This is a genomic window from Cytobacillus purgationiresistens (assembly GCF_030813235.1).
Classification (GTDB): domain Bacteria; phylum Bacillota; class Bacilli; order Bacillales; family Cytobacillaceae; genus Cytobacillus; species Cytobacillus purgationiresistens.
The window spans coordinates 105,185-129,815 of sequence record NZ_JAUSUB010000014.1 but is presented as its reverse complement, the minus strand read 5'-3'; the positions used below and the strand labels follow the sequence as shown (position 1 = coordinate 129,815).

33 protein-coding genes and 2 pseudogenes are annotated in these 24,631 nt (G+C 36.4%); 24 read left to right on the top strand and 11 right to left on the bottom strand.

Annotated features, from left to right (window positions below; genetic code table 11):
• Nucleotides 1-282 precede the first annotated feature (282 nt).
• From J2S17_RS16205 to J2S17_RS16190, 4 genes are all read left to right on the top strand, one after another.
• On the top strand, nucleotides 283-1,233 hold the full coding sequence (locus J2S17_RS16205) for a DMT family transporter (RefSeq protein ID WP_307476590.1): 951 nt from the start codon (nucleotides 283-285) through the stop codon (nucleotides 1,231-1,233).
• 255 nt (nucleotides 1,234-1,488) lie between these two features.
• On the top strand, nucleotides 1,489-2,271 hold the full coding sequence (locus J2S17_RS16200) for an IS110 family transposase (protein ID WP_307476589.1): 783 nt from the start codon (nucleotides 1,489-1,491) through the stop codon (nucleotides 2,269-2,271).
• 44 nt (nucleotides 2,272-2,315) lie between these two features.
• Entirely contained in the window at nucleotides 2,316-2,453 is a 138-nt protein-coding gene (locus J2S17_RS16195; protein WP_307476587.1) for a hypothetical protein, read from the top strand.
• A 180-nt stretch (nucleotides 2,454-2,633) separates the two neighbouring features.
• Complete coding sequence (locus tag J2S17_RS16190) at nucleotides 2,634-2,858, top strand: IS3 family transposase (protein WP_307476585.1); 225 nt, start codon at nucleotides 2,634-2,636, stop codon at nucleotides 2,856-2,858.
• Between the two features lie 53 nt (nucleotides 2,859-2,911).
• Here J2S17_RS16190 and J2S17_RS16185 read toward each other — a convergent pair whose 3' ends face one another.
• The 3 genes from J2S17_RS16185 to J2S17_RS16175 form a co-directional block, all read right to left on the bottom strand.
• Nucleotides 2,912-3,253, bottom strand: a complete 342-nt coding sequence (locus J2S17_RS16185; protein ID WP_307476583.1) for a hydrolase — start codon at nucleotides 3,251-3,253, stop codon at nucleotides 2,912-2,914.
• Nucleotides 3,254-3,419: 166 nt separating this feature from the next.
• Entirely contained in the window at nucleotides 3,420-4,697 is a 1,278-nt protein-coding gene (locus tag J2S17_RS16180) for an MFS transporter (protein WP_307476581.1), read from the bottom strand.
• Nucleotides 4,698-4,756: 59 nt separating this feature from the next.
• Nucleotides 4,757-5,359, bottom strand: a complete 603-nt coding sequence (locus tag J2S17_RS16175) for a TetR/AcrR family transcriptional regulator (RefSeq protein ID WP_307476575.1) — start codon at nucleotides 5,357-5,359, stop codon at nucleotides 4,757-4,759.
• Between the two features lie 148 nt (nucleotides 5,360-5,507).
• Here J2S17_RS16175 and J2S17_RS16170 point away from each other — a divergent pair, with 148 nt between their 5' ends.
• Nucleotides 5,508-5,726 carry a response regulator gene (locus tag J2S17_RS16170; protein WP_307476573.1) on the top strand — a complete coding sequence of 73 codons (219 nt, stop codon included), beginning with the start codon at nucleotides 5,508-5,510 and terminating at the stop codon, nucleotides 5,724-5,726.
• 176 nt (nucleotides 5,727-5,902) lie between these two features.
• On the opposite strand, the gene J2S17_RS16165 is transcribed toward J2S17_RS16170, so the two are convergent.
• Entirely contained in the window at nucleotides 5,903-6,538 is a 636-nt protein-coding gene (locus tag J2S17_RS16165) for a cupin domain-containing protein (RefSeq protein WP_307476603.1), read from the bottom strand.
• A gap of 188 nt (nucleotides 6,539-6,726) precedes the next feature.
• Nucleotides 6,727-7,248, bottom strand: coding sequence for a hypothetical protein (locus J2S17_RS16160; RefSeq protein ID WP_307476570.1), 522 nt, complete (start codon nucleotides 7,246-7,248; stop codon nucleotides 6,727-6,729).
• Nucleotides 7,249-7,516: 268 nt separating this feature from the next.
• Here J2S17_RS16160 and J2S17_RS16155 point away from each other — a divergent pair, with 268 nt between their 5' ends.
• Nucleotides 7,517-7,801: a DUF6241 domain-containing protein gene (locus tag J2S17_RS16155; RefSeq protein WP_307476569.1), complete on the top strand. Its 285-nt coding sequence runs from the start codon at nucleotides 7,517-7,519 to the stop codon at nucleotides 7,799-7,801.
• A 135-nt stretch (nucleotides 7,802-7,936) separates the two neighbouring features.
• On the opposite strand, the gene J2S17_RS16150 is transcribed toward J2S17_RS16155, so the two are convergent.
• On the bottom strand, nucleotides 7,937-8,188 hold the full coding sequence (locus J2S17_RS16150) for a hypothetical protein (protein WP_307476567.1): 252 nt from the start codon (nucleotides 8,186-8,188) through the stop codon (nucleotides 7,937-7,939).
• 1,006 nt (nucleotides 8,189-9,194) lie between these two features.
• Between J2S17_RS16150 and J2S17_RS16145 the strand changes: the two genes are divergently transcribed.
• On the top strand, nucleotides 9,195-9,314 hold the full coding sequence (locus J2S17_RS16145) for a lmo0937 family membrane protein (RefSeq protein WP_307476565.1): 120 nt from the start codon (nucleotides 9,195-9,197) through the stop codon (nucleotides 9,312-9,314).
• 176 nt (nucleotides 9,315-9,490) lie between these two features.
• Here the strand turns inward: J2S17_RS16145 and J2S17_RS16140 are convergent, their stop codons facing one another.
• Nucleotides 9,491-10,156, bottom strand: coding sequence for an O-methyltransferase (locus J2S17_RS16140; protein ID WP_307476563.1), 666 nt, complete (start codon nucleotides 10,154-10,156; stop codon nucleotides 9,491-9,493).
• 123 nt (nucleotides 10,157-10,279) lie between these two features.
• On the opposite strand from J2S17_RS16140, the gene J2S17_RS16135 reads away from it, so the two are divergent.
• The 3 genes from J2S17_RS16135 to J2S17_RS16125 all read left to right on the top strand — a co-directional run bounded on the left by J2S17_RS16135 (nucleotide 10,280) and on the right by J2S17_RS16125 (nucleotide 12,832).
• Nucleotides 10,280-11,167: a LysR family transcriptional regulator gene (locus J2S17_RS16135; RefSeq protein WP_307476561.1), complete on the top strand. Its 888-nt coding sequence runs from the start codon at nucleotides 10,280-10,282 to the stop codon at nucleotides 11,165-11,167.
• 191 nt (nucleotides 11,168-11,358) lie between these two features.
• Nucleotides 11,359-12,282 carry an AEC family transporter gene (locus tag J2S17_RS16130; protein ID WP_307476560.1) on the top strand — a complete coding sequence of 308 codons (924 nt, stop codon included), beginning with the start codon at nucleotides 11,359-11,361 and terminating at the stop codon, nucleotides 12,280-12,282.
• Nucleotides 12,283-12,358: 76 nt separating this feature from the next.
• Nucleotides 12,359-12,832: an SRPBCC family protein gene (locus J2S17_RS16125; RefSeq protein WP_307476559.1), complete on the top strand. Its 474-nt coding sequence runs from the start codon at nucleotides 12,359-12,361 to the stop codon at nucleotides 12,830-12,832.
• A gap of 289 nt (nucleotides 12,833-13,121) precedes the next feature.
• On the opposite strand, the pseudogene J2S17_RS16120 reads toward J2S17_RS16125, so the two are convergent.
• Nucleotides 13,122-13,346 (bottom strand): annotated as a pseudogene (locus tag J2S17_RS16120) (hypothetical protein); the annotation flags it as partial.
• Between the two features lie 188 nt (nucleotides 13,347-13,534).
• Between J2S17_RS16120 and J2S17_RS16115 the strand changes: the two are divergent.
• Nucleotides 13,535-14,065, top strand: coding sequence for a GNAT family N-acetyltransferase (locus tag J2S17_RS16115; protein WP_307476558.1), 531 nt, complete (start codon nucleotides 13,535-13,537; stop codon nucleotides 14,063-14,065).
• Nucleotides 14,066-14,263: 198 nt separating this feature from the next.
• On the opposite strand, the pseudogene J2S17_RS16110 reads toward J2S17_RS16115, so the two are convergent.
• Nucleotides 14,264-14,490 (bottom strand): annotated as a pseudogene (locus J2S17_RS16110) (3-hydroxyacyl-CoA dehydrogenase NAD-binding domain-containing protein); the annotation flags it as partial.
• Nucleotides 14,491-14,646: 156 nt separating this feature from the next.
• Between J2S17_RS16110 and J2S17_RS16105 the strand changes: the two are divergent.
• From J2S17_RS16105 to J2S17_RS28905, 3 genes are read left to right on the top strand one after another with little or no spacing between them, the layout of a single operon-like run.
• Nucleotides 14,647-15,135, top strand: coding sequence for a GNAT family N-acetyltransferase (locus J2S17_RS16105; protein ID WP_307476557.1), 489 nt, complete (start codon nucleotides 14,647-14,649; stop codon nucleotides 15,133-15,135).
• 16 nt (nucleotides 15,136-15,151) lie between these two features.
• Nucleotides 15,152-15,580 (top strand): cytidine deaminase, encoded by a 429-nt coding sequence (locus J2S17_RS16100; RefSeq protein WP_307476555.1) that lies wholly within the window; start codon nucleotides 15,152-15,154, stop codon nucleotides 15,578-15,580.
• 35 nt (nucleotides 15,581-15,615) lie between these two features.
• On the top strand, nucleotides 15,616-15,681 hold the full coding sequence (locus tag J2S17_RS28905) for an NUDIX hydrolase N-terminal domain-containing protein (protein ID WP_370875046.1): 66 nt from the start codon (nucleotides 15,616-15,618) through the stop codon (nucleotides 15,679-15,681).
• 245 nt (nucleotides 15,682-15,926) lie between these two features.
• On the opposite strand, the gene J2S17_RS16090 is transcribed toward J2S17_RS28905, so the two are convergent.
• Complete coding sequence (locus tag J2S17_RS16090) at nucleotides 15,927-16,448, bottom strand: SRPBCC family protein (protein WP_307476551.1); 522 nt, start codon at nucleotides 16,446-16,448, stop codon at nucleotides 15,927-15,929.
• Between the two features lie 168 nt (nucleotides 16,449-16,616).
• On the opposite strand from J2S17_RS16090, the gene J2S17_RS16085 reads away from it, so the two are divergent.
• From J2S17_RS16085 to J2S17_RS16040, 10 genes are all read left to right on the top strand, one after another.
• Nucleotides 16,617-17,405: a nucleotidyltransferase domain-containing protein gene (locus tag J2S17_RS16085; RefSeq protein WP_307476549.1), complete on the top strand. Its 789-nt coding sequence runs from the start codon at nucleotides 16,617-16,619 to the stop codon at nucleotides 17,403-17,405.
• 55 nt (nucleotides 17,406-17,460) lie between these two features.
• Nucleotides 17,461-18,495, top strand: coding sequence for a S66 family peptidase (locus J2S17_RS16080; RefSeq protein WP_307476547.1), 1,035 nt, complete (start codon nucleotides 17,461-17,463; stop codon nucleotides 18,493-18,495).
• Between the two features lie 67 nt (nucleotides 18,496-18,562).
• Entirely contained in the window at nucleotides 18,563-19,024 is a 462-nt protein-coding gene (locus tag J2S17_RS16075) for an NUDIX hydrolase (protein ID WP_307476545.1), read from the top strand.
• 12 nt (nucleotides 19,025-19,036) lie between these two features.
• Nucleotides 19,037-19,291, top strand: coding sequence for a YunG family protein (locus J2S17_RS29040; protein WP_442342045.1), 255 nt, complete (start codon nucleotides 19,037-19,039; stop codon nucleotides 19,289-19,291).
• A 116-nt stretch (nucleotides 19,292-19,407) separates the two neighbouring features.
• Nucleotides 19,408-19,812, top strand: a complete 405-nt coding sequence (locus J2S17_RS16065) for a GNAT family N-acetyltransferase (protein WP_307476541.1) — start codon at nucleotides 19,408-19,410, stop codon at nucleotides 19,810-19,812.
• A gap of 118 nt (nucleotides 19,813-19,930) precedes the next feature.
• The gene (locus tag J2S17_RS16060; protein ID WP_307476538.1) at nucleotides 19,931-20,257 is read left to right on the top strand and encodes a protein kinase family protein; all 327 of its coding nucleotides are present in this window, start codon (nucleotides 19,931-19,933) and stop codon (nucleotides 20,255-20,257) included.
• Between the two features lie 375 nt (nucleotides 20,258-20,632).
• Nucleotides 20,633-21,241 (top strand): flavin reductase family protein, encoded by a 609-nt coding sequence (locus tag J2S17_RS16055; RefSeq protein WP_307476537.1) that lies wholly within the window; start codon nucleotides 20,633-20,635, stop codon nucleotides 21,239-21,241.
• Between the two features lie 100 nt (nucleotides 21,242-21,341).
• Nucleotides 21,342-22,157 carry an STAS domain-containing protein gene (locus J2S17_RS16050; RefSeq protein ID WP_307476535.1) on the top strand — a complete coding sequence of 272 codons (816 nt, stop codon included), beginning with the start codon at nucleotides 21,342-21,344 and terminating at the stop codon, nucleotides 22,155-22,157.
• 359 nt (nucleotides 22,158-22,516) lie between these two features.
• Entirely contained in the window at nucleotides 22,517-23,041 is a 525-nt protein-coding gene (locus tag J2S17_RS16045; RefSeq protein ID WP_307476533.1) for a DinB family protein, read from the top strand.
• A 30-nt stretch (nucleotides 23,042-23,071) separates the two neighbouring features.
• Complete coding sequence (locus tag J2S17_RS16040; RefSeq protein WP_307476531.1) at nucleotides 23,072-23,896, top strand: MBL fold metallo-hydrolase; 825 nt, start codon at nucleotides 23,072-23,074, stop codon at nucleotides 23,894-23,896.
• Nucleotides 23,897-24,171: 275 nt separating this feature from the next.
• Here J2S17_RS16040 and J2S17_RS16035 read toward each other — a convergent pair whose 3' ends face one another.
• On the bottom strand, nucleotides 24,172-24,591 hold the full coding sequence (locus J2S17_RS16035) for a GlcG/HbpS family heme-binding protein (RefSeq protein WP_307476529.1): 420 nt from the start codon (nucleotides 24,589-24,591) through the stop codon (nucleotides 24,172-24,174).
• Nucleotides 24,592-24,631 lie beyond the last annotated feature (40 nt).

Below are 24,631 nucleotides of genomic sequence, written 5' to 3'. Positions count from 1 at the left end.
GGCGTTCTCTTTTAGTCATGTAGATTCTCCTTGAAAGTATTATATGTAGTCTACTTGACCTTAAAAATTCTGTCTAACTAAGTGTAGCCTATCCATACTCTATAGAATGTAACCAATGTGGTTCTGTATAAGGTATAAGTTCTTCATTAAGAGAGTTTAAAATTATATTTCTTGTTTCCATATATATCACCTCAATATTTATATATTTCTGGCTAATAAATCAATATAATTTTGTGTGTTATTAAGGTATCTTATTCATATCTTAATATTATAGGTGATGTTATGAATAGTAAAATAAGAAATCGGACAATAGGAATTATATTTGTTCTTTTTGGGGCAAGTTTTTGGGGAATTGGAGGAACAGCAGCTGATTATTTATTTGATGTTGAACAAATAAACATGAATTGGTATGTTACGACAAGGCTAATTATTAGTGGAGTACTATTGTTAGGAGTACAAGCCTTTCTAACAAACACCAAACAGGTTCTATCTATATGGAGTGATTCAAATTATCGGATACCTTTATTACTATTTAGTTTGATAGGGATGTTATTAGTTCAGTATTCTTACATGGCTTCTATTGAAGCAGGCAATGCTGCTATAGCTACATTGTTGCAGTATTTAGCCCCAATATATATTATTATTTGGTTAACATTTAAACGATATCAAAAGCCAAATGTTTCAGATATAATAGCTATTTTCATAACTATTATAGGAACTATACTTTTATTAACTAATGGATCTTTTCAAAGTTTGACGGTATCAAGTGTAGCCATTTTGTGGGGAATAATCTCTGGAATCTCATTAGCCTTTTATACTTTATATGCACAGAAGCTACTTCACTCTTATTCATCTGTTTCTGTTGTTGGCTGGGCTATGCTTGTTTCAGGTGTATTTATGAACTTTATTCATCCAATTTGGAAAGTTGAAACGAGTGGTTGGACATTAGTTACTATCATTGTATTAACCCTTACTATAATTTTTGGAACAACACTTGCTTTTTGGATGTTTATTAAAAGCTTAGAATATCTAGAAGCAAAAGAAGCAACTTTACTAGGCACAGTAGAACCTCTAACAGCAGTGGTAAGTAGTATCGTTTGGTTGAGGCTTCCTTTTGGTATTTGGCAAATGATTGGGATGTTATTAATTCTAATACTAGTAGTGTACCTATCATTACAAAAGAAAGATAAGCTAACAAACGAACACAGGCTGGATGCAAATACTTATAATTAATAGACTTAAAATTAATTGTTTATTTATAAAAAATGAATTAATACAATGAGGGCTTTCTTGAAACAAAGAAGAGCTCTTATTTTTATATTACAAAAGGGGGAACATTCCTGTAATAAGTGAAGTAATAAAAGTAGAAGTTTGAGAAAATATGTTCTTACACTATAGGGGACTTTCGTATTATAGAGTTCAGCCAGATATTACTGGTTGAACTTTTTAATAGGGTTACTGGTTAATATTTTGGAGGAGGGGACATATATGAATCCAGTCATTGGTCTGGATATTGCGAAGGGAGAAAGTGAAGGACAAGCATTTTTAGATAAGTCTAAACCGTACGGAAGAAGTTTTTCTATGGAACATACCCGTGTTGAATTGGCTCAGTTTCTAAATTTGGTTAAGGAAATTCAAGCGATTACCGAGGAAGTACCCGTTGTTATTTTAGAATCAACAGGGCACTATCATACACCGGTCATCCAGTGGTTAGTGGAGAACGAAGTTCCATATGTTTTATTAAATCCTATTATTTCGTATCAAGCTAAGAAGTCGAGTTTGAGGAAGGTAAAAACAGATGCGTTCGATGCTTATCAATTAGGGGTTCTTTACTATAAAGAAGAGTTCGAACCGCATAAAATGAGGGGCTTAAAGCTTTTGAACCTTCGTAACTTATCAAGGCAGCAGGAAATTGTATCTAACATGTATGTAGAAGCAAAGTTACACTTTCACACAATTTTGGATCAAGTGTTTCCCATGTATCGAGGAGTGTTTGGCGACCTTTTCTCGAAAGTGTCATTAACGGTATTAAAAGAATTTCAAACCTCACTAAGAATCTTGTCTACAGATGAGCAACAGCTATCTGAATACATAAAGCTCATTGTCCAAGTCGCTCTATTGAGTGGGCAACAGATAGAGCTAAGAAGTTACGTTCGTCCGCATTACAGAATCCATTTAATAGCATTATGTATCAGAAAACCAAGGAATACAAAGAGAACTTTTTATCCGGGTTTTTACTGGATATATGTTAGGGTACAGCTGCCTTTTTAGCAACTGTAATTGTAGCGGATCCAAGTAGTATAGAAAGAGTGATAATGCCTTCAATTTTAACTGGTTTTTATGCTGATGGGGCGTTAGCTAAGTTAAAATCTACTAACTTAATTAACAATAATGAACAGTTTGAAAATAATCTTGAAGATATCAATAAGGCTTTACCCCAGCCAAAAAAGTAGAAAAAAATAAGAAGGAGGACGACTGATAGTTATGTAGAGTAAGTCTTCATTATATATTTAGGTAAGTTTTTAACTAAAGGGGGCTATCGTTAAATAAGTTTTACTATTAATCTAGTATAGAAACTAGAGAAAAAGATCATACTAAACCATAAAAGAAGGATCTAGTATTGGGGAATAATTGTGAGTTTCTCAAAGGCATGGCAATTATATAGAGCGGATAAAACGCCGATGGAAAGTTTTTTTGGCCACTTTAAGGATTTAGCAAAATATAAAACATGTACTAATTTAACGGATGTGAAGGAAGAAGTTGATCGAGTTATAGAAGAATACAATGTGTGGCGTTACCAATGGGGACTAAAGAAAATGGCCCCGGTACAATACCGGGGCCACCTATTAGCTGTTTAGCGACTTTTTTATACTGTCCGAAGAATGGGGCATAGTTCAAAAAGGGCTGTCTTTTATTCTGTTTCTCTATCAATCGTATCTGTATCGACAATCCCCATCTTGATGATATGCTGTATTGCTTCCGTATCACCAAGTTTATAAATCATTTCGTAGAGCTTGACCATTGTATGATCATACTCTGGATTCTGAGATTTTTTATGGTATTCCAAGAAAGGGATCTGGGCTCTTACATAAGTTTTTAAGTCTGCATCGTAATTCTGGCGCATATAATTGCTGATTTCTGCAGCCTGTTCCCCGGTTGCATGAATTTTAAATTGCCAGTCATGACCATCTGCAGTATCTAAGATCGTACCATTTTCAATATCTATATAATACGCTTTCTTTGTAGATTCCATCATAGCAGCTCCTTTTTTTATCATGATTATGATTTTATTGTTAGTATTACTTTCCCGTATTTCGTACTAGCAAACAATTAAATGATTGGAGATAATTAGAAGTCTGGAAGTTTAGACAATGTTCTTATCATGCATATGCCCGATAAATAAGGTTATTTTCGAAATATCAATTAGATTTTTCCGACGAAAACTCCGTTTCACCAGTGCTCTGCTTTTTTATCGAAGTTGTCATTCTATAAAATAGTGCAATACTTATAAAGCCCATCATGCCAATTAAAAAGGTTAAGACAAGAGGAGGGATCCACTCGCTGATGATCAAAAATATACCAGCTGTACTCACGCCAAGAATGGTTGCTATTGAAAACATAGCCAGATAAGTGCTGCGTGCATGATCGGGAACCATACTTGCGAGCATCGTTTGTTTTACCGGAATATGAATGATTTCACCAATGGATGCCACCAGCATGGCTATGATAAGTATGCTAGGGTTTTCACTAGCACTTATTACGGTGTATCCGCTAAAAAAGAGCAATAAGCCAAAAAGAAGTGCAAAACGGTCATTTAGTTTTCTCGTAAGCCATACTATCAGCATGGTAAAACAAACGACAAGCATTGTATTTTCCATTTTTAAAATCCCTAGAAGATTAACCCCATCTACTTTGATCGAGAGAAAAGTAGTGATGGGAATCGGTTCGCTAATTTCTCTAGCAAGGCGAACCCCAATATAGTTAGTTAATTGCTCCTCGACTGCAACAATGAGAAGACTGGCAGTGGAAAAAACGAGAAACCATTTATGTGTAAAAACCTTCTTGTAGTTAAGTATCATTTGAAACGTGCTTGAAGTGGGTTGAATTGTGTCTTGCTGTGTAGGAGTATAGGTTTCTTCAATAAAGAAAAAGGTGATAACGATCGAGAATAGTGTGCACAGTGCAACACCTAACAATAGATAAAAAAGATAGTCAAAAAAGAGGAAAGCACCAATCATGCTGCCGATAGCAATTCCGACATTGCGAAGCCAGTAGGAGTATGTATAAAGCGATTTTCTTTCTTCAGGCTTGCTTACATCAATGATCAAAGCTTGATAAACGGGCGTTAATGCCCCCGTACTGAACTGTATGAAGACAAATAGAATAAAGGTGATATAGGGCGATGTTATCCAAGAGGAGTTTACAAGCGCAGCCCCGAGAAATCCAATAAAGACAATAAATTCTGACCAGAGAATAATGCCCTTGCGACCGAATTGATCAGATAGATAGCCAGCAAAAACAGAGCCGAGTACATTAGCTGCCATGACTGCAAAAAATAAAAAGCCTGTGATGAAAGTGCCTATTTGTAAAGAGAAATAGATGATTAAATAAGGCATAACGGCCATCGTAGACAGAGAGGTAAGAAAAACTAAAAAAAGCCGTATTTTAATGGTTGGATGGAAATTTGTAAAAGACATGGATGATCTCCTTTATTTACGATTGATTAATAAATCATTATTGATGTGAAAAAGTGAACCTATTTATTTTTAGGTCCAAAAAGTTGAAGCGCTGCTGGGACGTAATGATCCAACATATTGCTATATAAGGTGTCCGTGTTATTTAACCGAATACCAATTAAAAGACTTGTATATAAAGTGGCAACGGGTAATGGTTCCTGTTGAATCAATAAGCCCTTCTTTTGACCGTTCTGTATGAGGATGCTAACTTTCTCCAGGAATTCATCATGAAATGTATCCAGTTTTTCAAAAATATCTGCATACCGCTGATGCTGCCCAACTACTTGAACAACAAGAGTCAAGTACTGATTGATTCCAGCAAAAAGCTTAATATGGACTGCAATCATTTTTTCTAGTTCAGCAACAGGGTCCATTGGGTCAGGATTGAAATCTAATATACGGTCAGACAACTCTTTCAGTGGTTCTACAACAGCGGTGTAAAAGAGTTCTTCTTTGTCTTTAAAATATGTAAATACACTGCCAAAGCTAACGTTTGCTGCTTCTGAGATTTTCTTGATTGTAGTCGCTTCGTACCCTTCTGTAGCGAAGAGTGATGTAGCTGCTTCGAGAATCGTCTCTCTTTTCTTCTTCATGTTTAATATTTGTTGTTCTGAAAGTGGCATGATTAACTCCTTTATTCACGAATGATTGTTCAATCATTTATGAAAATTATAACGAAGCCTCAGAAGTTTGTAAACTGTTAAAACCAATAATGTTTTGTATTTTTTGTTTTAACGGGAAGGAGAACTATATCCACTTTGTAATCCAACAGTGGATTTCATATTAGATAGTGAAGCAATTTTGTTTGTGGAAGACGACAGAAAAATAGGTAATATAATTAAAGGCCATTTAGAACAGGAGAATTTCATAGTCATGACTGCCTGTGATGGGGAGGGGGCTTTATTACTTTTTTATAAGGAAGAACCTGATCTCATTTTACTTGACTTAATGCTGTCGAAATTAGGAGGAATGGATATATTAAAAAAGTAAGAGAAAAAAGCTTAATACCGCTCTTAATCATTTCTGCAAAAGGGAGAGACTTAGACAAATCTTTTATGTCTAGGCGATATAATCATGTAATATGAAACAAAGACTTTGGTACAGTACCAGAGTCTTTGAACTGCTTCAGTTGGAAAAGACTTCGTAAGTGGTATGAGGCATCAATTTCAAAAATGATTGGTTGGTGGAGCATAGTATGGATGGATATAGGAAGGGTTTTGATAATTTACAGGTGGCTGTTGATACTCGTAATAATATTGTTGGTGCTGATCGTTCCTGTTCTTATTACAGTCATCAGAAGGACCAATATAGGTTGTCTTTTTGATTGGAGCTACTGCTTCTTTCCACTTGTTCTCGTCCAGGCAATAGGTGTGAGCCCAAATGTGAGCTGGTGTTAATCTGAGGATATCTGATCCAAATATCGCTTCAGGATAAGGAGCATCAAAGATTGCTAATAAGTGGGTATGATCTTCTGCAGCAATTTCATAATGCCACCACCCTTGAGGTACGTTGGCAACCTGCCCTGGTTTAACCGGTATATTGTGTAATTTATTTGTGAAAGGATTAATAAGTGATACAACCGCAGAACCAGAGATACAATATACGAGCTCAGAAGCATTTTGATGAATGTGAGGTTCAACCACTTTTTCCCTGCTTAAGAAAATATCTAATAATGAAACATTACCTAAAGTGTTGAGGTGATTTCTTCCTAGCGAATTGATGAAATTTTGTGAGTTACCGGTAAATAGCCTGTTCTTATTGAGATCACTGAAGTACTGTACATTTGGTGCCGTAAAATCCATATAAGAAACAGCCAAATATAAACAACTCCTTTCAAAATTGAATAGCCTATAAATGATATGCCCATTTGTATTAAATATGACTTTGCCTAATCTAAGAATGAAACTTTGAGCATCACTCCGTTTTTAGGCTATGTTGAAAACCGATTTTACAGCATATGATAAAGCGGTTGAGAGAATGATTCCTCTTTTTAATTACTAAAAAGATAAGGACTTTTCAGATATTTATCTTCTTTTCTTATCATAATTTTAAACGGTTCAGATTGATATATATCTATTTTTCCACTGTCTGATTTTATTAGTATCGTTAACTCGCTCTTCTTTTGAACAACTCGATTCGGGTTAAGCATTGAAACAAATAATTCACCATTGGCATTAGGTTGAAAAGAAGTATCACCGACTATTTCTCCTTTACTGAGTTCAACATTCTCTTCAGGTCCAAAAATTACGCCACCACCATCATTGTTTCCTAGGCTTATTGAATAGGTTTGCTTCGGATTAAGCTTCTCAGCTAAAACTAAGAATTGAGTAGCCTCTTCTACAAAGGATATTTGAACACGCCCATTTCCATTCGAAAAATGGATTTCGTCAGCTTCGTTAATCACTTTTGCTTCTATTTGATTGTGGTCATTCTTTTTATCGCCCTCGCTTTGAGCGATGGAACAAGCGGCTAAACCGATACTTAAAAACAAGATGATAAGATACTTCCCCATATTATCCCTCCTTCTAAATTAGTCGTTGGGAAAGGAGGGCTGTGACGGTTTTAACTTTAATTATATTTATCATGACCACTTTTTATCGATTCTGTTATTAAATAGTGCCCAAACATCGAATTATCGATATCATCCGATTTCTGCTGATTGATTAGAAAAGGTAGGGGCGCTTTTTAATATCGTTCGTGAATACTGGATTGACTATAAAGTAAATAGTAGATATGAAGTTCATCTTGAATATCAAGATAGTCAAAACACAATCCACAAGATGTCACACCAAAAAGTCATATCTGATCAAAAATGGGGTTCATTTATGATTACGCAGTTAAGAATTGAAAATCTGTATCATGCCGTCGAAGAGAATAAAAGCAATTTAGAAAGTTACGAATTATATGAAAGCATCCTTGGAAGATGGAAAGAGGGAAATTATAAATTGGTCGACAACGATCATAATGATACGTGGAAATTACAAGGTGGCTGGCATAGCAGAGCAGTAGGCATCGCAACCGAAGTACAGGAAACAGATTATATCTTAAGTAAGATTGGTCTATAATAAGATAAAAAAAACACGATCCTTGTGGTAAGCAGTTTTTTAGACAGGATGGTGTTTTTTTTGATTTTCCTGGGAAATTCCAATTCATTCTAAAAAAACTACCCTAAAATGATTAGGATAGTTCATATCAATTTATTATAGATCCACTGTTTTATTATTTTTATATTCTAATTCGAATTTGTCTTTGTTGTACAAAGTGACAAGCTTTCTAGTTTCAGATTGAAGCGGCCGCATCAGCAGATATTCTCTAAAGCCCGTATAACAATTCTGTTCATAAGCGATTTCTAAAGCTTCGATTGAATCCTGTGGTTTTAATCTAAATGTTGATTCGGCTAAATGATTCAATATTTGGTTGTAGCCTAAACTAATTCGTCTGTTAAATTCCATTTGATGCCCTCCTTTGATTATTAATTAAAGTTTATGTGTGAGCTTTTAAAAAATATGCATTTGTTCGTTATATAGTTATGATAAGGTTCTGTATATGATTTGTCAAAGCATAGTAAGGAAAAGAATAAATACCATTATCAATATCTATAGTAGTTATTGTTAATTGGAAAAAAGAAAACCATCTTGAGGAATGATGTTGTTTTTATAGAATATGAGGTTTATCAAAAAAGGAATGTGTGCTGTAATAGCAACCACCTTTGAAAGAAGATTAGGTTCTTATGTTCTGATCCAATGATTAGAACATATTTTTAAAAGGAAAACGGAAATTCATGTTCTAATCCAACGATTAGACCACATTTTTAGAGGAAAAGCGGATTATTATGTTCCAATCCAACGATTAGACCACATTTTTAGAGGAAAAGCGGATTATTATGTTCTAATCCAACGATTAGACCACATTTTTAGAGGAAAAGCGGATTATTATGTTCTAATCCAACGATTAGACCACATTTTTAAAGGAAAAGCGGAAATTCATGTTCTAATCCAACGATTAGACCACATTTTTAGAGAAAAAGCGGATAATTATGTTCTAATCCAACGATTAGACCACATTTTTAGAGAAAAAGCGGATAATTATGTTCTAATCCAACGATTAGACCACATTTTTAGAGGAAAAACGGATTATTATGTTCTAATCCAACGATTAGACCACATTTTTAGAGGAAAAGCGGATTTTAATGTTCCAATCCAACGATTAGACCACATTTTTAGAGGAAAAGCGGAATTTCATGTTCTAATCCAATGATTAGAACACTTTATTAGAGGAAAAGCGGATTTTGATGTTCTAATCCAACGATTAGACCACATCATTTTTGAAGGAAAAGCGGAGCTGTATATTCTAAGAAAAAAGCTATATAGAAAATCCTAAATGTTTTAGGGTAATTTCATTGGGGTACATTAAAATTATCTTAATAAATGTAAGAATACTTATTTGGAAGTTGACATTATGCTTTGGACTATATTTTTAGTAATTTTAGTATTATGGCTTTTAGGGTTTATTGGCGGTGTTGGTGGTAGTTTAGTTCATTTGCTGCTCGTTGTTGCATTAATCGTCCTTATCTTTTAATTGGTTACTGGAAGAAGACCTTAGCTATAAGGGATATCTTAATAATGCAATAATGTAAAAGTCAAGGCTATCAGAGCCTTGACTTTTGTATTCCAATCCAGGTGGATAAATGATCCATCTTTTATCCAAATTAATCTCCAGATTTAAGGGTTTTGATTCAATCATTTGCTCACTGCCTATTTAACAATTCCAATAATGAACCCATCATAACCTTTTTGGCCGACAGTTTGAATCGCAGTGGCTTCAATAAGCGGTTCTTTTTCTAATAAATCCATAAAGCGACGTACGCCTAGTACGCGTTCATCTTCACTGTTTTCATCAGTAACTTCTCCGTTTCTTACCACGTTATCAGCGATAATAAGTGCGCCGGGACTCGCTAATTTCATTGCCCATTTTAAGTACTCGGGGTTATTTTGTTTATCAGCATCGATGAAGATTAAATCAAAAGTTAATCCTTTTTCTATTAATGCTGGCAATGAATCCAGAGCCTTTCCAACAATGACTTCGATTTGATCTGTGTAACCTGCATTTTGAATGTTTTGCCGTGCCACTTTTGCATGTGCAGGTTCAACTTCTAGTGTATAGACCTTTCCGTTTTCAGGTAGGGCGCGTGCAAACCATATGCTGCTATAGCCGCCTAATGTGCCAATTTCCAGGACAGTTTTTGCGCCTTTTAGTTTAGCTAGAAGATTCAGCAGTTTTCCTTGTGGTGGAGATACATCGATTTCTGGAATACCAGCCTCTTTATTTGCCTGTAATACATCTTCGAGTGTTGAATCAAATGTAATGAGCTTCTCAATAAAATAAGCATCTACTTCAGACCAAACGATATCATTTTTCATGTCCAAATCCCCTTTTTCTAGAATTATTCTGCTTTCATGTTTAGTATATGGTAGGATAAATCATAAGAAAAATATATTATTTTTATTAAACTATAACTTTTGTTTATGTGTGGAGGGGAATCGTTGAATATACATGGGTTGCGCCTGTTTTACCAGGTAGCGAAATTAGGCAGTTTTACTAAAGCGGCAGAACGGATGCGGATTAGTCAGCCAGCCGTTTCTAGCCAAATAAAAAAATTCGAACAAGAGATTGGAATGTCACTATTTAAGCAGCAGGGAAGAAGTGTAGTGTTAACTGAATTTGGAGAAGAGTTGACGGTAAAAGCGGAAAATCTTTTCTCATTAGAAGATCAGATTGAGTCGTTTATTGAAGACTATCGACAAGGTGAGGCCGGCACAATTCGAATTGTAGCTACGTATTTGCCAGCCAATTTCTTAATTCCGAGGTGGGCTGCCACCTTTAAGCGGAAAAACGAAAATGTGAATGTGATGATAACAACAACAAATACGAAGGATGCATTTGAACAACTCCAGCATTATAAAGCAGATATTGCAATCTATGGCGGTGGTATGTCGGAAAGGCCTGAAGAAGTGGTATGGGATGAATTGTTTGAAGATGAACTTTGGTTCGTTGTTGCTCCGAATCATCCATATGCCAATCAGTCAATTACATTAGCAGAAATGGTGAAGGAGCCATTTATTATGCGCGAAGAGGGAAGTTTAATGAGAGAGCACTTATTTTCACTCTGTCATTCCCATCAGTTAAAACCGCCAAAGGTAGCTTTGCAATTTAGTGGACTTAATGAAACGATCCGTTCTGTCATGGCGGGCTATGGGGCAAATTTCATCTCATCGCTTGTTGTTCGGGAATACGTAGAGCGGCAACAATTAGCACGGGTGCATGTTCAAGATGTACATATCAAGCATAAAATTGCGATTTGTACGCGACAAGAAGAGAAACAAAGCTTGCTCGTAAATAAATTTATTGAGACTTGTAAAAATAATCATTAGTACACCCCATCATGCCTCAAGTAATCATATATAAGAGAGCACTTCCGTTAGAGTACTTGTCTAGCGGATTTTTATCTGTCATAAGTAAAAATTATCAATCTCTATAAATTTAATAAAATTTACCAATGGTGATTAATAATATAAGATTTAGGTGAGAAGTCACTACATTGCTTTAAGATCGGAGTATCCTCATGAATTACTTTATTATCGTATTTTTAAATGTTGTTCTCCCTATTTTGCTGTTAATCGCAGTCGGAGCGCTATTGCAAAGGAAATTTAGATTTGATTTAGGTCAGATTTCAAGACTGCTTACTTACTGCTTTATGCCTGCAGCTATTTTCTTGAATATTTATCAAACTGATTTTGATTATCGCTTATTTAGTAAACTAGCTTTATATATTCTTTTATTTACCGTGACTTTGATGATTATCAGCTCTCTATTAACTAAGGTTTTAAAGCTCAATCGCAATGAAGGCGCTGCGTTAAAGAATAGTATCTCACTTATGAATTCGGGGAATTACGGCTTGCCAGTCAGCCAGCTTATATTTAGTACAAATCCTCTAGGGGTATCCATCCAAATTATTATTCTTGTATTTCAAAATCTCCTTACATATACCTATGGTCTATACAATTTAATGTCTGCAACGAAATCAGCTAAGGATATTCTGAAATCTCTCCTGAAATTGCCGATTATCCATGCGCTCTTACTTGGTATCGTATTTCTGGTATTCGATATCGATCTACCTACCTTTGCACTTATTCCACTTGAACAGCTTTCCAGCGGATTTGTCGGTTTGGCTTTGTTCTTGCTAGGTGCTCAGCTTGCTAATATAAAGATCAAATCATTTCACCGTGTGATTACATGGAGTGTGATTGGCAGACTACTGGTTGGTCCTGCTTTCGCTCTTTTATTCATCTATTTGCTTAGCATAGATGGTATTTTGGCTCAATCTCTGTTGATTGCAAGCGCGTTTCCTACCTCGAGAAATACAGCGACTCTAGCATTAGAATATGATGTAGAACCAGAGCTCACTGCACAGGTTGTCCTATACTCCACACTATTAAGCAGCATCACTGTGACTGTGGTCATTTATTTGGCGATGATATTGTTTTAATTTTCGTATTCATACGGTTTATAATAGAGAAACTAGTAGGATAGAGAAGTGTATTTGATGAAGAGGAGGAAATAAAATGATAGCGGAAATTCAAAAAGCAGGAAACGAGTATATCGCTCGCTTTGAACGCAGATTAGAGCACTCAGTAGAGCAAGTCTGGTCCATGTTAACAAATAATGAACAGCTGTCAAAATGGTTTGCCGAACTTAGCGTAGAGGATTTGCGGGAAGGCGGCTTTATAAAGTTTGATATGGGAGACGGCAGCTATGAAAAAATGGAAATTCTAACGCTCAAGGAGCACTCTGTTCTCGAGTACACTTGGGCCGAAGATATTGTGAGATTCGAGCTGTACCCTGATGACAATGGCTGCCGGTTAGTGATGATAGAAAAAATAAAAACAATCACTAGCCATACGCCAAGGGATCTTGCTGGATGGCATGTATGTCTAGAGGTCATTCAAGCATTGCTGGATGGAAGAACGATAGAATCAAGGGAAGATGAATGGAAAAAATGGTATGACAAATATGTTCAAGATTTAGAGAAGCGTTAGATGACTAACGCTTTTTATTTGTCCTAATAGAAAGGTACCTAAATAAAAAGCTCAGCTAATGAAAGCTAGAAAATAATCGAGTTAAATGAAACCATCACTCTGAACGATGGCGACAAAGCAACAGTGGATAAAGTCATTGCCACACCCATCAGTTTCTATAGCGCAACCGAGAATATTTACGTAAAATACAATCACGAACCAGAGAAGAAAATACATTGAGAGCCACTTGTCTCTAATGAAGCTATAGATGTAGCTCCGATTCTGTTTTATTTGATTGACCTTGTAATTCTTACTCATTCAGTATTCCAATTTGAACAGTGAAGTGATTTGACCGGAGATTCCATCGAATAGTCAGAGCCGCAGTGATTTCTGGATGTGAATGATTTAGAATCATTTGAAGTTCTGCCACGTTCTTAAATTGTTTATAGTGCCAATAGCCGAATGTTTTTCTCATGGTGTGGGTACCAATTCCTTCGGATATATCCACCATGTAGGCGGCTTTATTAAGTTGCCTGCTGCCCAAACAGATTAGATACTTATCAAAAAGGTAATCGAAAGAAGAGTTAGGTGCCCAAGTCGATGAGATACTCATTAAATCGGAAACCAATCAGAGAGAATTTCAAATCGACTAGAACAAAAAAATAAAGGGTTTTTTAGTTGTCTAAGGGAAGAATTAATAATCACTTTTCAAGGAGAGATTGCATGTTTCCTATCATCGAAACGGATAAATTAATCTTAAGAGAAATTACAACAGAAGACACTGAAAACATTTTTTCATGTTTTTCCAATAGTAATGTTACAAAGTATTATGGAATGGAAAAGATGGAAACGTTAGACCAAGCTGAAAATCTCGTGAGATTTTTCTTAAATAGTTTCCAAGAAAAAAGAGGCATACGTTGGGGTATTCAAATCAAAGATACAGAAGGGATCACTGGGACCATTGGATTCAATGCTTGGTCGCCAAAACATAGAAGAGCAGAAATAGGGTATGAAATTCATCCGAATTATTGGAGAAAAGGATATGTTTCAGAGGCAATCCATAAAGTAATTGATTATGGATTCAATCATATGAATTTAACGCGTATTGCCGCTCACGTGTTTATTGAGAATGATGCATCCAATCAATTGTTGGAAAATGCAGGTTTTCTAAAAGAGGGAATCCTAAGGAATTACATGTATCAAGATGGCCAGCCGCATGATGTATATGTTTATTCAATTATTAAAGCAGATTGAATTAAGTTAAAGGAAGCACAGAAGGCGGACCCGATCATCAGATCCGCCTTCTCATTATTTAATAGCACAGTCAACCTTTAAAAACCCAGGTTTCGCAAAAGCGGGATCAGGGTAGGTATAAAATCCTTCTCCAGTTTCCCTCCCAGTTTTTCCTTTATCGATATACTCCGATTTCAAGACCTCTCTTGCCAGTCAAAAATCTGAGCTGAAGGTTATGCGCTTAAAAGCATGATCAATATCTTCATCCGAAGCTCCTAAATCAGCTTAATAATTTTGCTTCAATTTCGTGATTCTTTCCTTCGCAAGTTCCAATGCTTCATCATTGATATCGTAAACAGAGACATGAAATCCTTTGAAAGCGGTTTGGTAGGCAATTTGACTTCTAAGACTCCACTGCCGGCAACTGTGATATTTTTATAATCCATATTCATTCTCCTTTAAAAGGCTGTATTCTTTCTTGTTCATTATTGCTCAGAACAAGGAGTTAGATGCTTTGTAAAATGAATAGAACGATTGAAACTATTAAAATTTACCAATATAAGTTTATATTGTAAAATTCAATTAAAAGTAAGGAGGACTTTATGTATATAACACTTCAAAAAGCTGAGGAAGATAAAAAGACCATTCTGCGAAATTTATATTCTTTTTATCTGCATGATCTCTCACGGTACTCATCCAATCTTGATGTGAATGAAGAAGGTTTTTTTGACTTTGAGGATTTAAACTTTTTTTGGTCTCACCAGGGTATTACCCCTTATTTTATAAAAATGGAAGAAGAAATTATCGGCTTTCTACTGTTGCTTGAGCGTCCATTTTTAAAGAAAGAGAATGATTTTATTATTAATGACATTTTTATTCTTAATAAATATAAAGGAAAAGGGCTGGCAAGCATGGCATTGAAAAAGTTATTTGATGAAAAGAACGGCCAATACGGGGTAGTTGAGCTTCAACGGAATTTGCCTGCTATCTCCTTTTGGAAAAAGATATATAGGGAAATGAAAATAGAATACATTGAAAAATCTCAAATAGTTGATGATGAACAATGCTTAGTGCAAACATTTAAAATTTAATTTAGGTGGGATTCTCTTGAATATCGAACAAAGATTATACAATGAAGCAATTGAACTGATAGAGAAAAGATATCCTGAAGGCTGGGGCGGGGCAGGAGCGATAGCGTTGGAAGATGGAACCATACACACGAGCGTGGCTCCAGAAATAATAAATGATTCAACTGTCGTATGTATAGAAACAGGGGCTATTCTAGAAGCGCATAAATTAAATAAAAAAATTACCCATTCCCTTTGTGTTGTCCGAGACGATGAACAATCACCATACAAGGTTCTTTCTCCGTGCGGTATATGTCAGGAAAGACTGTTTTACTGGGGTCCGACGGTAAAGGTCGGAGTGACATTGCCAGGAAAAAAGCTGACATTTAAAACATTAGCAGAAGTGCAACCGTATCATTGGTCAGCTGCTTATGACGACATTACAGAAAAGTGGAATCCTTTGAAGTGATTTATTTCGAATGATCAAAATGGGAGGCAAGTGACATGGAACCAAAATGGCTTGAATGGGCAAAGCAGCTTCAATCCATTTCACAGGCGGGATTGACTTAGCTGATTTATGGCAGAATAGCTATTTTGCTAGTGGCAATAGAATCTATATTGCAGATCAACTAATAAAAGATATTTCTTCAACCTATGCAAAAATTTCAGTTTTGGCAGCAATCGTGATTAGCTATTTGGAGTGAACAGTGGATGTAACCTGTTTGGAATTGACTAAAGGTATTCGAAATTAAAGAAGGTTCCACTAAAGAAAACCTTAGTCAATTCATGTTTTTTAAATGAGGGCATAGCTCTTGCTAGCATACTTGTCGTTCTATTAAAAAAAGTTCTTTAAGGGAGGCAGCATAGATTTCCTTCGCCTTTTTCAAATTCTCTTTCAAGCTTTTCAACACGCCAGACCAAGCCATTTCATGCCATTTAAAGGCTTCTGACCAGTTGTCATCGTTCTTAAAGCCTGTATGATTGATGTGAACGCTTGTTGTTGATTCATCTATCTTTTCCAATGAAACTTGCACAACCGTTAAGTCATTTTCAGCATTCATTAGCTCATTAAATGGATCAGGTCCCCGCCAAGTAAACTGCAATTCGTTCTCCGTAGCCATTTTGATTATTTTGCATCCCTTTGTATTCATTTCTTGTTTATTTCCAGGAATAAAAAACAGTTCATAAGCTCCTCCTTCTTTTGCCTCAATAACAGCTTCTGGGGCAAACCATTCTGCCACTCGTGCTGAATCAATCCATGCCAACCAAACTAAACTTTTTGGAGCGTAAATGTTAACCTTCTTTTTGATGGCTCTCTCATTTAATGTGCTTGTCATTTTTCACAACCTCCTTCTAGGGATTCTACTGATTTATGATCATTATATCATTATCATTTTGAATTTTCAGTCTATTCCGACTTGAAATCCAGGAAGGAAAAAGATAATTGAAAAGAGAAGTATCTTAAAATAACGATATCATATTTTAGCTTAATCTGGAGGATGGTCATGAGATTACCTACTAAAATTGGAATAGATTCCGAAGGCTACATTCTCAACCAAACGGCAAAGGAAAATATTCAACAGGAATTCAGACCGGTTCTGAACGCAGCTATTTCACTCTTGAAAATGTCGCTTGATGGGAACCTGCACAGTATTTATATTTACGGAAGTGTAGGGAGGGGAGAGGCGAAGCAAGGCATCTCCGATTTGGATTTGAATGTTATCGTCTATTCCTTCCCTTCAACAAAAGAGAAAAATCAGCTATTAGCCGATACCGAACGATTGGTTGAACAATATAAGTCGGCGATTAAGGTAGATTATAGTTTTGTTCAGTTAGAAGAAGCTGTATCGCTAGAAAATAAATATGAGTGGGGATTTTGGCTTCGTCATATGTGCTCCTGTTTGCATGGTGAAGATCTTTCGAAACAGTTCGAACGAATGAAGCCAAATGAAAAAATCAGTGCAGCCTTAAATGGAAACATCGAGCAGTTAATGGGACAATTCCGCCAAGAGTTGCAGCAAGATCAGCCTGCATCTAAACAAAGAAAGCGATCGATGTTAAAACGCATAATCAGAGGTGCGTATTTAAAAATTAATGTTTTAGATGAAAGCTGGTCAACGGAGAGTGGGGAAAATTTAAATATCCTCATGCACTATTTTCCCAAGGACCCTCTTTTTCAAGAGATTAGGCGGTTGCAGCTTTGTGAAGAGGAAATTTCAAGCAGTGAGCTGATAAGTTTAATTGATCAATTTAGGGGCTGGCTGATGGCGAGTGGGGGAATGAATGCCCTTTAAAAAGGCCAATCCAAAAGGAAGGGCAAATAACCCATTTAAAAAGGAATGAGTACATATGAAGATAAAATATCCCTCCCCTTTGCAAAAAGGAGATAGAATTGCTGTTTCTGCCATTTCTAGTGGGGTAGAGAAGTCATTGCATATTTTATTGGAGAAAGCGAAGGAAAATGTAGAATCGCAAGGGTACAAAGTTGGGTTGAATGATACTGACTGGAATGAGAGAAAAGCTAGAAGCGCCAGTAAAGAGGTAAGAGCTGAAGAATTCATGTCACTATTGAGTAATCCCACAGTTAATACGATTATTCCTCCATGGGGTGGGGAATTTTCTATGGAGGTTCTGCCTCGTTTAGATTGGGAGAAAATCAAGGAATTGCCACCTACATGGATTCTTGGTTACTCGGATATCAGTACAATCTGTTTTGTATATACGACTGCGACGGGGAATGCTTCAGCGCATGGGACGAATTTTATAGAGTTATCGGCTCCACGATGGGATGAACTGAGCGGGAAATGGATGGACGTTCTTTCAACATCAGCAGGTGAAAGGGTTAGTCAGTATTCATCATCCCAATATCAATCTTCGTGGCAAAAGACATTTGCATATCCAGGAACAGGATTCTATTTCGATCAAAAAACAGTATGGAAAAACTTAAGTGGGAGAAATGAAGAAAGGTTTTCCGGGAGATTGGTAGGAGGAATCATGAATACTTTGCAAGTCATCATAGGAACACCCTTCGATCATGTTGAGGAATATATAGCCTCCTATACGATCAATGAGGGCACAATCTGGTTTCTGGAATCGGTAGAGATGAGCTCGGCTGAGATTTATCGCTCATTATGGCAAATGAAGAATAACGGATGGTTCAAAAATACAACAGGCATTCTACTTGGCAGGGCTAGCGGTTATACACAGGCGAAGGATTTTATGCTAGAGGATGCCTTGAGAGAAATATTTGCTGAAGAAGGCATCCAAGTTTTTTATGATGTGGATATTGGTCATATGCCGCCTCAAAATATCTTAGTGAATGGGGCATATGCCGAGGTTTCATTTAATAATGGATCTGGAAAAATTGACATGCACTTTATTTAATTGTTGTTCTGAACTGAAACAAGAAATAGTAAATATATCAATCAAAACATAAGCATAGGAGTCTAGAATGAATCAATTAGGAATTGTCCTTGTAGTGAGCGTATCCATCTTTAAGGATGAGGAAGTGTTAATCATTAAAGAAAATAAACCGACGGCCATCAATAAATGGAACTTTCCAAGCGGGAGAATGGAGTATGGTGAAGATATATTGGAGGCAGCTCGGCGAGAGGTTAAAGAAGAAACAGGTCTTGATGTAAAATTGACAAGTAGCACAGGTGTATATAACTTTTATAGCAGTACAAATAACCAAGTTATTCTATTCCATTTTATTGCTGAACAATCAGGGGGATCAATAAAGCTTGAAGAAGATGAGATTGTTGAATGTAAGTGGGTTAAGCCTGGTGATCTATTAAACTATGAATTGCGCGAATTGCATGTCCTTGAACAAATCATAAATAATATAAAGCAAAAGAAATTTCTCCCCATCTCCTTATTTAATGCAATGATAGAAAGGGTCAATTTTAAATGATAACTAAGAGCAATCTCAACAAAGAAAACCTATTATACATCCTCGAAAATTCGTGGTCTATTCAATCAAGCTCACAATGGAGCAAGGAGGCATTATTATAATATTATGAATGGCCAACGGTGTGACTTTACGGCTTCGCAATTTGGAGGAGAAATTCATTATACCGATACTTCTTCTGACAGAAAAGAAGCCTTTTCAGATACAAATGATCTTCAATACAACCATCTAAAGAAACGTACACTTGATCAGCTTGCAAAAGGGAAATGAGAGGTTTTAATTTTTAGCAATAATAGAGTATGAATCTACGTCCTTATATTAGACCACTAGCTTTCGAAAACAAAATCATTATTAATAGAATGGTTCATACTCAAGGAGGTGCTTAAATGAACAATATAAGCTTCACAACAAAGCCGCCGTCAAGCTTCGGTCATCTGCTAACCATCTATGAAGCTTTAGGATGGAATTCACTGAATCTATCTATAGAAGAATTGGAACGAATGTGCCAACAGAGTTGGTATTGCCTTTACGCCTACGACCAGGATCAGTTAGTTGGAATGGGACGTGTTATTTCGGATGGGATAGTGACAGGGGTAATATGCGGCTTGTGCGTATCCCCGAGTCATCAGCAGTCGGGAATTGGCAAAGAAATAGTAAATCTTATCATTAATCATTGTGAGCAAAAACGTGTGATCCCTCAGTTGATGTGTGAACAACGTTTAGAAACATATTATGAAAAACTAGGCTTTGAAAAATTCACAATAGGAATGAAGAAGAGCATTAATCGCTGAATCTAACGCTGAGAGGAAGCATGATCGTGTTGGTTATAGAAGAAGAGATCAAAGCCGATATTATAAAATCAACTTCAAGGATATTAGGTTTCGAAATATTGGAAACTACTCCAATAAAATGAGGCTACTTGAATTTAAAATGGAAGGGAAGACAAATAATGGGGACTTTCTCATTAAGCAATACAATCAAGAACGGATGAAATTATACAATGCTGATAGCCTATTATTAGTATTTGAGCAGCAAGCCAGGCTTCAAAGAAATGGTTTTCCTTGTCCGAGGCTTTATTCGCATGACGACAATTTTCTTTTTGAATCTGAAAATGCTGAACGCTTCTTAATCATGGAATATTGTGATGGCGATATCATTCCTCCTGGAAAAATAAATAAAGCACAAATGCTGGACTTGGGAAAAGCAACCGGTCCGCATGCATGGTCTTTTGAATGACGGAACACTCCCCGAACAAGACACCCCAGAATGTATTCCACCGAGTCGCAAGGAACGTCTAGAGCAATTGGCAGGCTATACGAGCACAAACGGACAGAAGCCACACTCAATTGATACAACTTGTGAATCTGCAAAGCACATTAACGCAATCCATTCATATGGATGAATTTCAATTAGATAAGACGGGATGGGCGCCTAGAGATTTATGGATGGATAATTTATTATGTTTCCCGAGAAGGGATATCAACAATATTATTTGCAAAAGAGGCCGCGACAATAGCTGTAAATATTCCTCCACATTCCATAGTTCGATGAGAGTCGAAATAATATCATATTATAATCGTTTTATGCAAAGCAAACTAGGAGGAACGATTTATGACAGATTATACGACTCAGGAAATAAATCCAAAGATACTTTATTATGGAACTCCCGTCATATTATTAAATACACTTAATGAGGATGGTTCGACGAATATCAGTCCAATGTCCTCTTCTTGGGCATTGGGACATTCTATTGTTTTAGGAGTGGGTCTGGGAGGTAAAGCCATAGAAAATTTAGAACGTACGGCAGAATGTGTAATCAATGTGCCCAACCCCGAGCTTTGGTTAAACGTAGAGAAGCTAGCGCCTTTTACAGGAAAGCAGCAGGTACCCTCTTATAAAAGAGAGGCAGGATTTACATATGAGAAAGATAAATTTTCGGTAAGCAATTTGACTGAAGTAGGTTCGAAAAAGGTAAGGCCAGCAAGGATTAGTGAATGTCCACTTCAAATAGAAGCGTTTGTGAAAAACATCCGCATTCCAGACGATTCAAAGGAATTTGCTATTGTGGAAGCAGAAGCCGTCCATATCCATGCTCATGAGGAGATAATTATTGAGGATAATCATATTAATCCATTCAAATGGAGTCCGTTAATCTACAATTTTCGTCATTATTTTGGTTTAGGAGATCATCTGGGCAAAACCTTTCGTGCTGAAACGTAAAGGGTAACTGGACCTGCTTATAGATTATTATTTGTTGTCTTATTTTAGTTTTATATAGTAAAATATTTACAAGTATATAATATAGAACTGGGGAAAAACGATGATAATATCTGAGCAGTTACACGACTATTTAATGAGGCACTCTCATGAAATCACACAAACTTGGCTGGATTCTAGAAAAGATGACGGAAGTATCTATTCGAAAAATAGTACATATGAGGTCACAGAGTTATTAAGAGAGCAGAATCAAAAGTTTCTTAAAGTTGTCATTCAGTCCTTAATTAAAAATGTGGATTATGTTTGCTGGGCTGAAGAAGTATCAAGTGATCGGGCAAAGTCACAGACCCCTTTGCATATTTCCCTGCAAAACTTTAAGAAATTCAGAGGAATCTTTTGGGGATATTTAGTGAAATTTGCAGAAGAAAACAAGTTAACTATTAAGGATCTAGGGCAACTAGGGGATCAAATCAACTACACATTTGATCACATCATAGAGCTATTCTCCATGAACTATCAAAAAGTAAATGATCTAATAGTTGAGAGTCATCGGGAAGTAATCGTGGAGCTGAGCAGTCCAATCATCAAGTTGAATGAAAGCATTGGAATCCTTCCTCTTGTTGGTGGCATTGATACCCATCGTGCCAGAGTTATAAAGGAAAACGTTCTCTCAAAAAGCAAAGAACTTCTTTTAGATCATTTAATCATTGATTTATCAGGTGTACCATATTTTGATACCATGGTTGCAAATGAAATTTTCCAAATTGAGAAAATGCTCTCATTATTAGGAATTAGTGTGGCATTAACAGGTATACAGCCAACAATTGCTAACACATCCATCCAACTAGGCTTAGATTTCAAAGACATTTGCACTTATGCAACCGTTCAAAAAGCGCTGCCAAAATTGCTGGGAGAATGAGGTTATCGATTTAACTTCTTTTTGTGTCTTATGGAATTAAGGTCAAAGAGATCCAAATTAGCCGAAAATAAATAATCGCCGATAAAAATCAAAAAATGATCGATAAATTGAGATTATCGCCGATATATTGAAAAAACCGTCGATATATTTTTAAAACAGGATTTTAAAGCTTACCAGCTTCGATTCTTAGCTGAGCCCCCATCTTAGAGAGTCAAAATTCTAAAATGGTATCGATAAACTAAATAGTACGCCAAAAGTTGGAGGAAATATCAATCTTAGTTCGGAATTAATCTTCTATGAAGGCATCTACAATAAAAGAGAGAAAAGATCAAACAATCCATTTTAGGAGGATGATCCAAATGCAGAGAAGGTCTTTAATGATAGCATCATTGCCAGGGTACACAGAAGAAATAGGGGGCTGGCTTTGGTGTTTAGAAGATGTTCGGGGTTCTTTATTGACAGCGTTATCTGGAATCGATCAAGGTATGTTGGATGCAAAGGTCGATGAAAGGCAAACGATTGGTTCGCTGTTATATCATATAGCCATGGTTGAGGCTGATTGGTTATATGAAGAGGTGCTTGTAAAAGAGTGGGATGTGGAGATTAAGTCACTATTTCCACTAAACATTAGTGCTGAAGATCGCACTTTATCCCATATAGAGGGGCAAAGCTTAGAAGAGCATATTCATCGACTTAATAGGGTTCGTGAAGTGCTTCTTTCCTCCTTCCAGTCAATGGATTTAACGGATTGGCGGAAACCTAGAGTCTTAGAAGAATATGACGTTACTCCAGAATGGGTTATCTATCATTTAATTGAGCATGAATCACATCATAGAGGACAGATTTTTCATTTGCTTAAGAGATTGCAGATAGCTGAGCAATAAACAATTTTAAAATCCAAAGGGGTTAATTGGATGAAGAATTACATTTGTGAAACTTGTGGAGTGCAGTATGATTGTTCAATTGAAGCACCTGATAGATGCATGATATGTGAAGAAGAAAGGCAATTTGTAAGCGTCGAAGGGCAAACTTGGACGACATTAGATGCAATGGTTAATGAAGGTGTTTATAAAAATGTGTTTGATATTGAAGAGGAAGGGGTTCATGCCATATCAATAGAACCGAGTTTTGGCATTGGACAGACTGCGTATCTTATTCAGGATCAAAACTTTTGCTTGTTATGGGATTGCATTACGTATATTGACCAAGAAACTCTCAAGAGAGTGGAAGAGTTAGGTGGAATCGATGCAATCGCCCTATCTCATCCTCATTATTACTCAACCCAAGTAGAATGGGCAGAAGCCTTTAATGCTCCGATATATATTCATGAAGATGATCGGAAATGGGTTACTAGACCAAGTGAAAGGATTATCTTCTGGTCTGGTGAGTCGCTGCAATTAAAACAAGGTCTCACTCTTCATAGAATGGGTGGACACTTTAAGGGTGGTACGATTCTTGAGTGGCAAAATGGAAATAATCATAAGGGCATTTTATTCACAGGTGATATTATTCGAATTGTGGCTGATCGCGACTGGGTAAGCTTTATGTACAGCTACCCCAATTTTATTCCATTGCCAAGTTCAACCGTAGAAAGGGTCGCTGACAGGGTGAAAGATTTTAAATTTACGCGGCTATATGATGCTTTTCATCGTGTAATTAGTGAAGAAGCTGAGTTGAAAGTCCAAAAGTCTGCCCATCGGTATATTGGAGCGTTAAACGGGACATTGTTTGATACTTGATTTAAGTGATTGCAGTCTAGAGAATGCTAAGCCGCTGAAGTCAGTGGCTTTTTTAATTAGGTTGTTTAGATTGCGGTGCTGCTCCGTTTTTTAAAAAATCTGAACGGTTTGAAAAGGGTTGCTGAGTTTTGTAATGAAAAGGTTCATTTCTTACCTATAGATTAAGAAATGAACACATTATTATGATGGTTCATTTCAAATCTCAAAAATAAAAATAACTCCGTTCAAATAAAATCGATACGGAGTTATTATTGTAGCTTTTGAATGTTTTTTTCTTAATGTTTATTTAACCATTTAAAAGCTTGAACTACTTCCTTTGCAATCTCGATATCTTGGGCACTACTCCCTCCACTTATCCCGACGCCACCAACAATTTTGCCTTCACTAGCTAAAGGAATGCCTCCTCCAAGGATCACTATTTTACCATTATTGGTTGTATTTATACCGAATGAGGGACTGCCTGGGAGAGCTGCTTCCGCTAAATTAGCAGTCGGCATCTGCATACTTACACTAGTCCAAGCCTTGTTCTTAGAGATTTCTATACCAGCAATCCTCGCATTATCCATTCGAAGAAAAGCAATTAAATTAGCACCATCATCCACAATTGCAATATTGCTTGAGAGCCCCATTTGATAGGATTTTTGTTCGGCAACTCCCAATAGCTGTTTTGCTGTTTCAAGCGTTAGTTTAGCCAAAATTACCACCTCTTTCTTATATGCCTATAGGATATGCAAT

Bases quoted from the DNA above. Each gene is read 5' to 3' on its own strand.
- J2S17_RS16115 (WP_307476558.1), top strand. From the start codon at position 13,535: ATGTTTCCTATCATCGAAACGGATAAATTAATCTTAAGAGAAATTACA.
- J2S17_RS16085 (WP_307476549.1), top strand. From the start codon at position 16,617: ATGAGATTACCTACTAAAATTGGAATAGATTCCGAAGGCTACATTCTC.
- J2S17_RS16045 (WP_307476533.1), top strand. From the start codon at position 22,517: ATGCAGAGAAGGTCTTTAATGATAGCATCATTGCCAGGGTACACAGAA.
- J2S17_RS16165 (WP_307476603.1), bottom strand. From the start codon at position 6,538: ATGGATTTTACGGCACCAAATGTACAGTACTTCAGTGATCTCAATAAG.
- J2S17_RS16185 (WP_307476583.1), bottom strand. From the start codon at position 3,253: ATGGAATCTACAAAGAAAGCGTATTATATAGATATTGAAAATGGTACG.
- J2S17_RS16080 (WP_307476547.1), top strand. From the start codon at position 17,461: ATGAAGATAAAATATCCCTCCCCTTTGCAAAAAGGAGATAGAATTGCT.
- J2S17_RS16055 (WP_307476537.1), top strand. From the start codon at position 20,633: ATGACAGATTATACGACTCAGGAAATAAATCCAAAGATACTTTATTAT.
- J2S17_RS16145 (WP_307476565.1), top strand. From the start codon at position 9,195: ATGCTTTGGACTATATTTTTAGTAATTTTAGTATTATGGCTTTTAGGG.
- J2S17_RS16175 (WP_307476575.1), bottom strand. From the start codon at position 5,359: ATGCCACTTTCAGAACAACAAATATTAAACATGAAGAAGAAAAGAGAG.
- J2S17_RS16105 (WP_307476557.1), top strand. From the start codon at position 14,647: ATGTATATAACACTTCAAAAAGCTGAGGAAGATAAAAAGACCATTCTG.
- J2S17_RS16060 (WP_307476538.1), top strand. From the start codon at position 19,931: ATGAGGCTACTTGAATTTAAAATGGAAGGGAAGACAAATAATGGGGAC.
- J2S17_RS16040 (WP_307476531.1), top strand. From the start codon at position 23,072: ATGAAGAATTACATTTGTGAAACTTGTGGAGTGCAGTATGATTGTTCA.
- J2S17_RS16075 (WP_307476545.1), top strand. From the start codon at position 18,563: ATGAATCAATTAGGAATTGTCCTTGTAGTGAGCGTATCCATCTTTAAG.
- J2S17_RS16195 (WP_307476587.1), top strand. From the start codon at position 2,316: ATGCCTTCAATTTTAACTGGTTTTTATGCTGATGGGGCGTTAGCTAAG.
- J2S17_RS16200 (WP_307476589.1), top strand. From the start codon at position 1,489: ATGAATCCAGTCATTGGTCTGGATATTGCGAAGGGAGAAAGTGAAGGA.
- J2S17_RS16065 (WP_307476541.1), top strand. From the start codon at position 19,408: ATGAACAATATAAGCTTCACAACAAAGCCGCCGTCAAGCTTCGGTCAT.
- J2S17_RS16125 (WP_307476559.1), top strand. From the start codon at position 12,359: ATGATAGCGGAAATTCAAAAAGCAGGAAACGAGTATATCGCTCGCTTT.
- J2S17_RS16090 (WP_307476551.1), bottom strand. From the start codon at position 16,448: ATGACAAGCACATTAAATGAGAGAGCCATCAAAAAGAAGGTTAACATT.
- J2S17_RS16150 (WP_307476567.1), bottom strand. From the start codon at position 8,188: ATGGAATTTAACAGACGAATTAGTTTAGGCTACAACCAAATATTGAAT.
- J2S17_RS16205 (WP_307476590.1), top strand. From the start codon at position 283: ATGAATAGTAAAATAAGAAATCGGACAATAGGAATTATATTTGTTCTT.
- J2S17_RS16180 (WP_307476581.1), bottom strand. From the start codon at position 4,697: ATGTCTTTTACAAATTTCCATCCAACCATTAAAATACGGCTTTTTTTA.
- J2S17_RS16140 (WP_307476563.1), bottom strand. From the start codon at position 10,156: ATGAAAAATGATATCGTTTGGTCTGAAGTAGATGCTTATTTTATTGAG.
- J2S17_RS16050 (WP_307476535.1), top strand. From the start codon at position 21,342: ATGATAATATCTGAGCAGTTACACGACTATTTAATGAGGCACTCTCAT.
- J2S17_RS16130 (WP_307476560.1), top strand. From the start codon at position 11,359: ATGAATTACTTTATTATCGTATTTTTAAATGTTGTTCTCCCTATTTTG.
- J2S17_RS16155 (WP_307476569.1), top strand. From the start codon at position 7,517: ATGTCACACCAAAAAGTCATATCTGATCAAAAATGGGGTTCATTTATG.
- J2S17_RS16160 (WP_307476570.1), bottom strand. From the start codon at position 7,248: ATGGGGAAGTATCTTATCATCTTGTTTTTAAGTATCGGTTTAGCCGCT.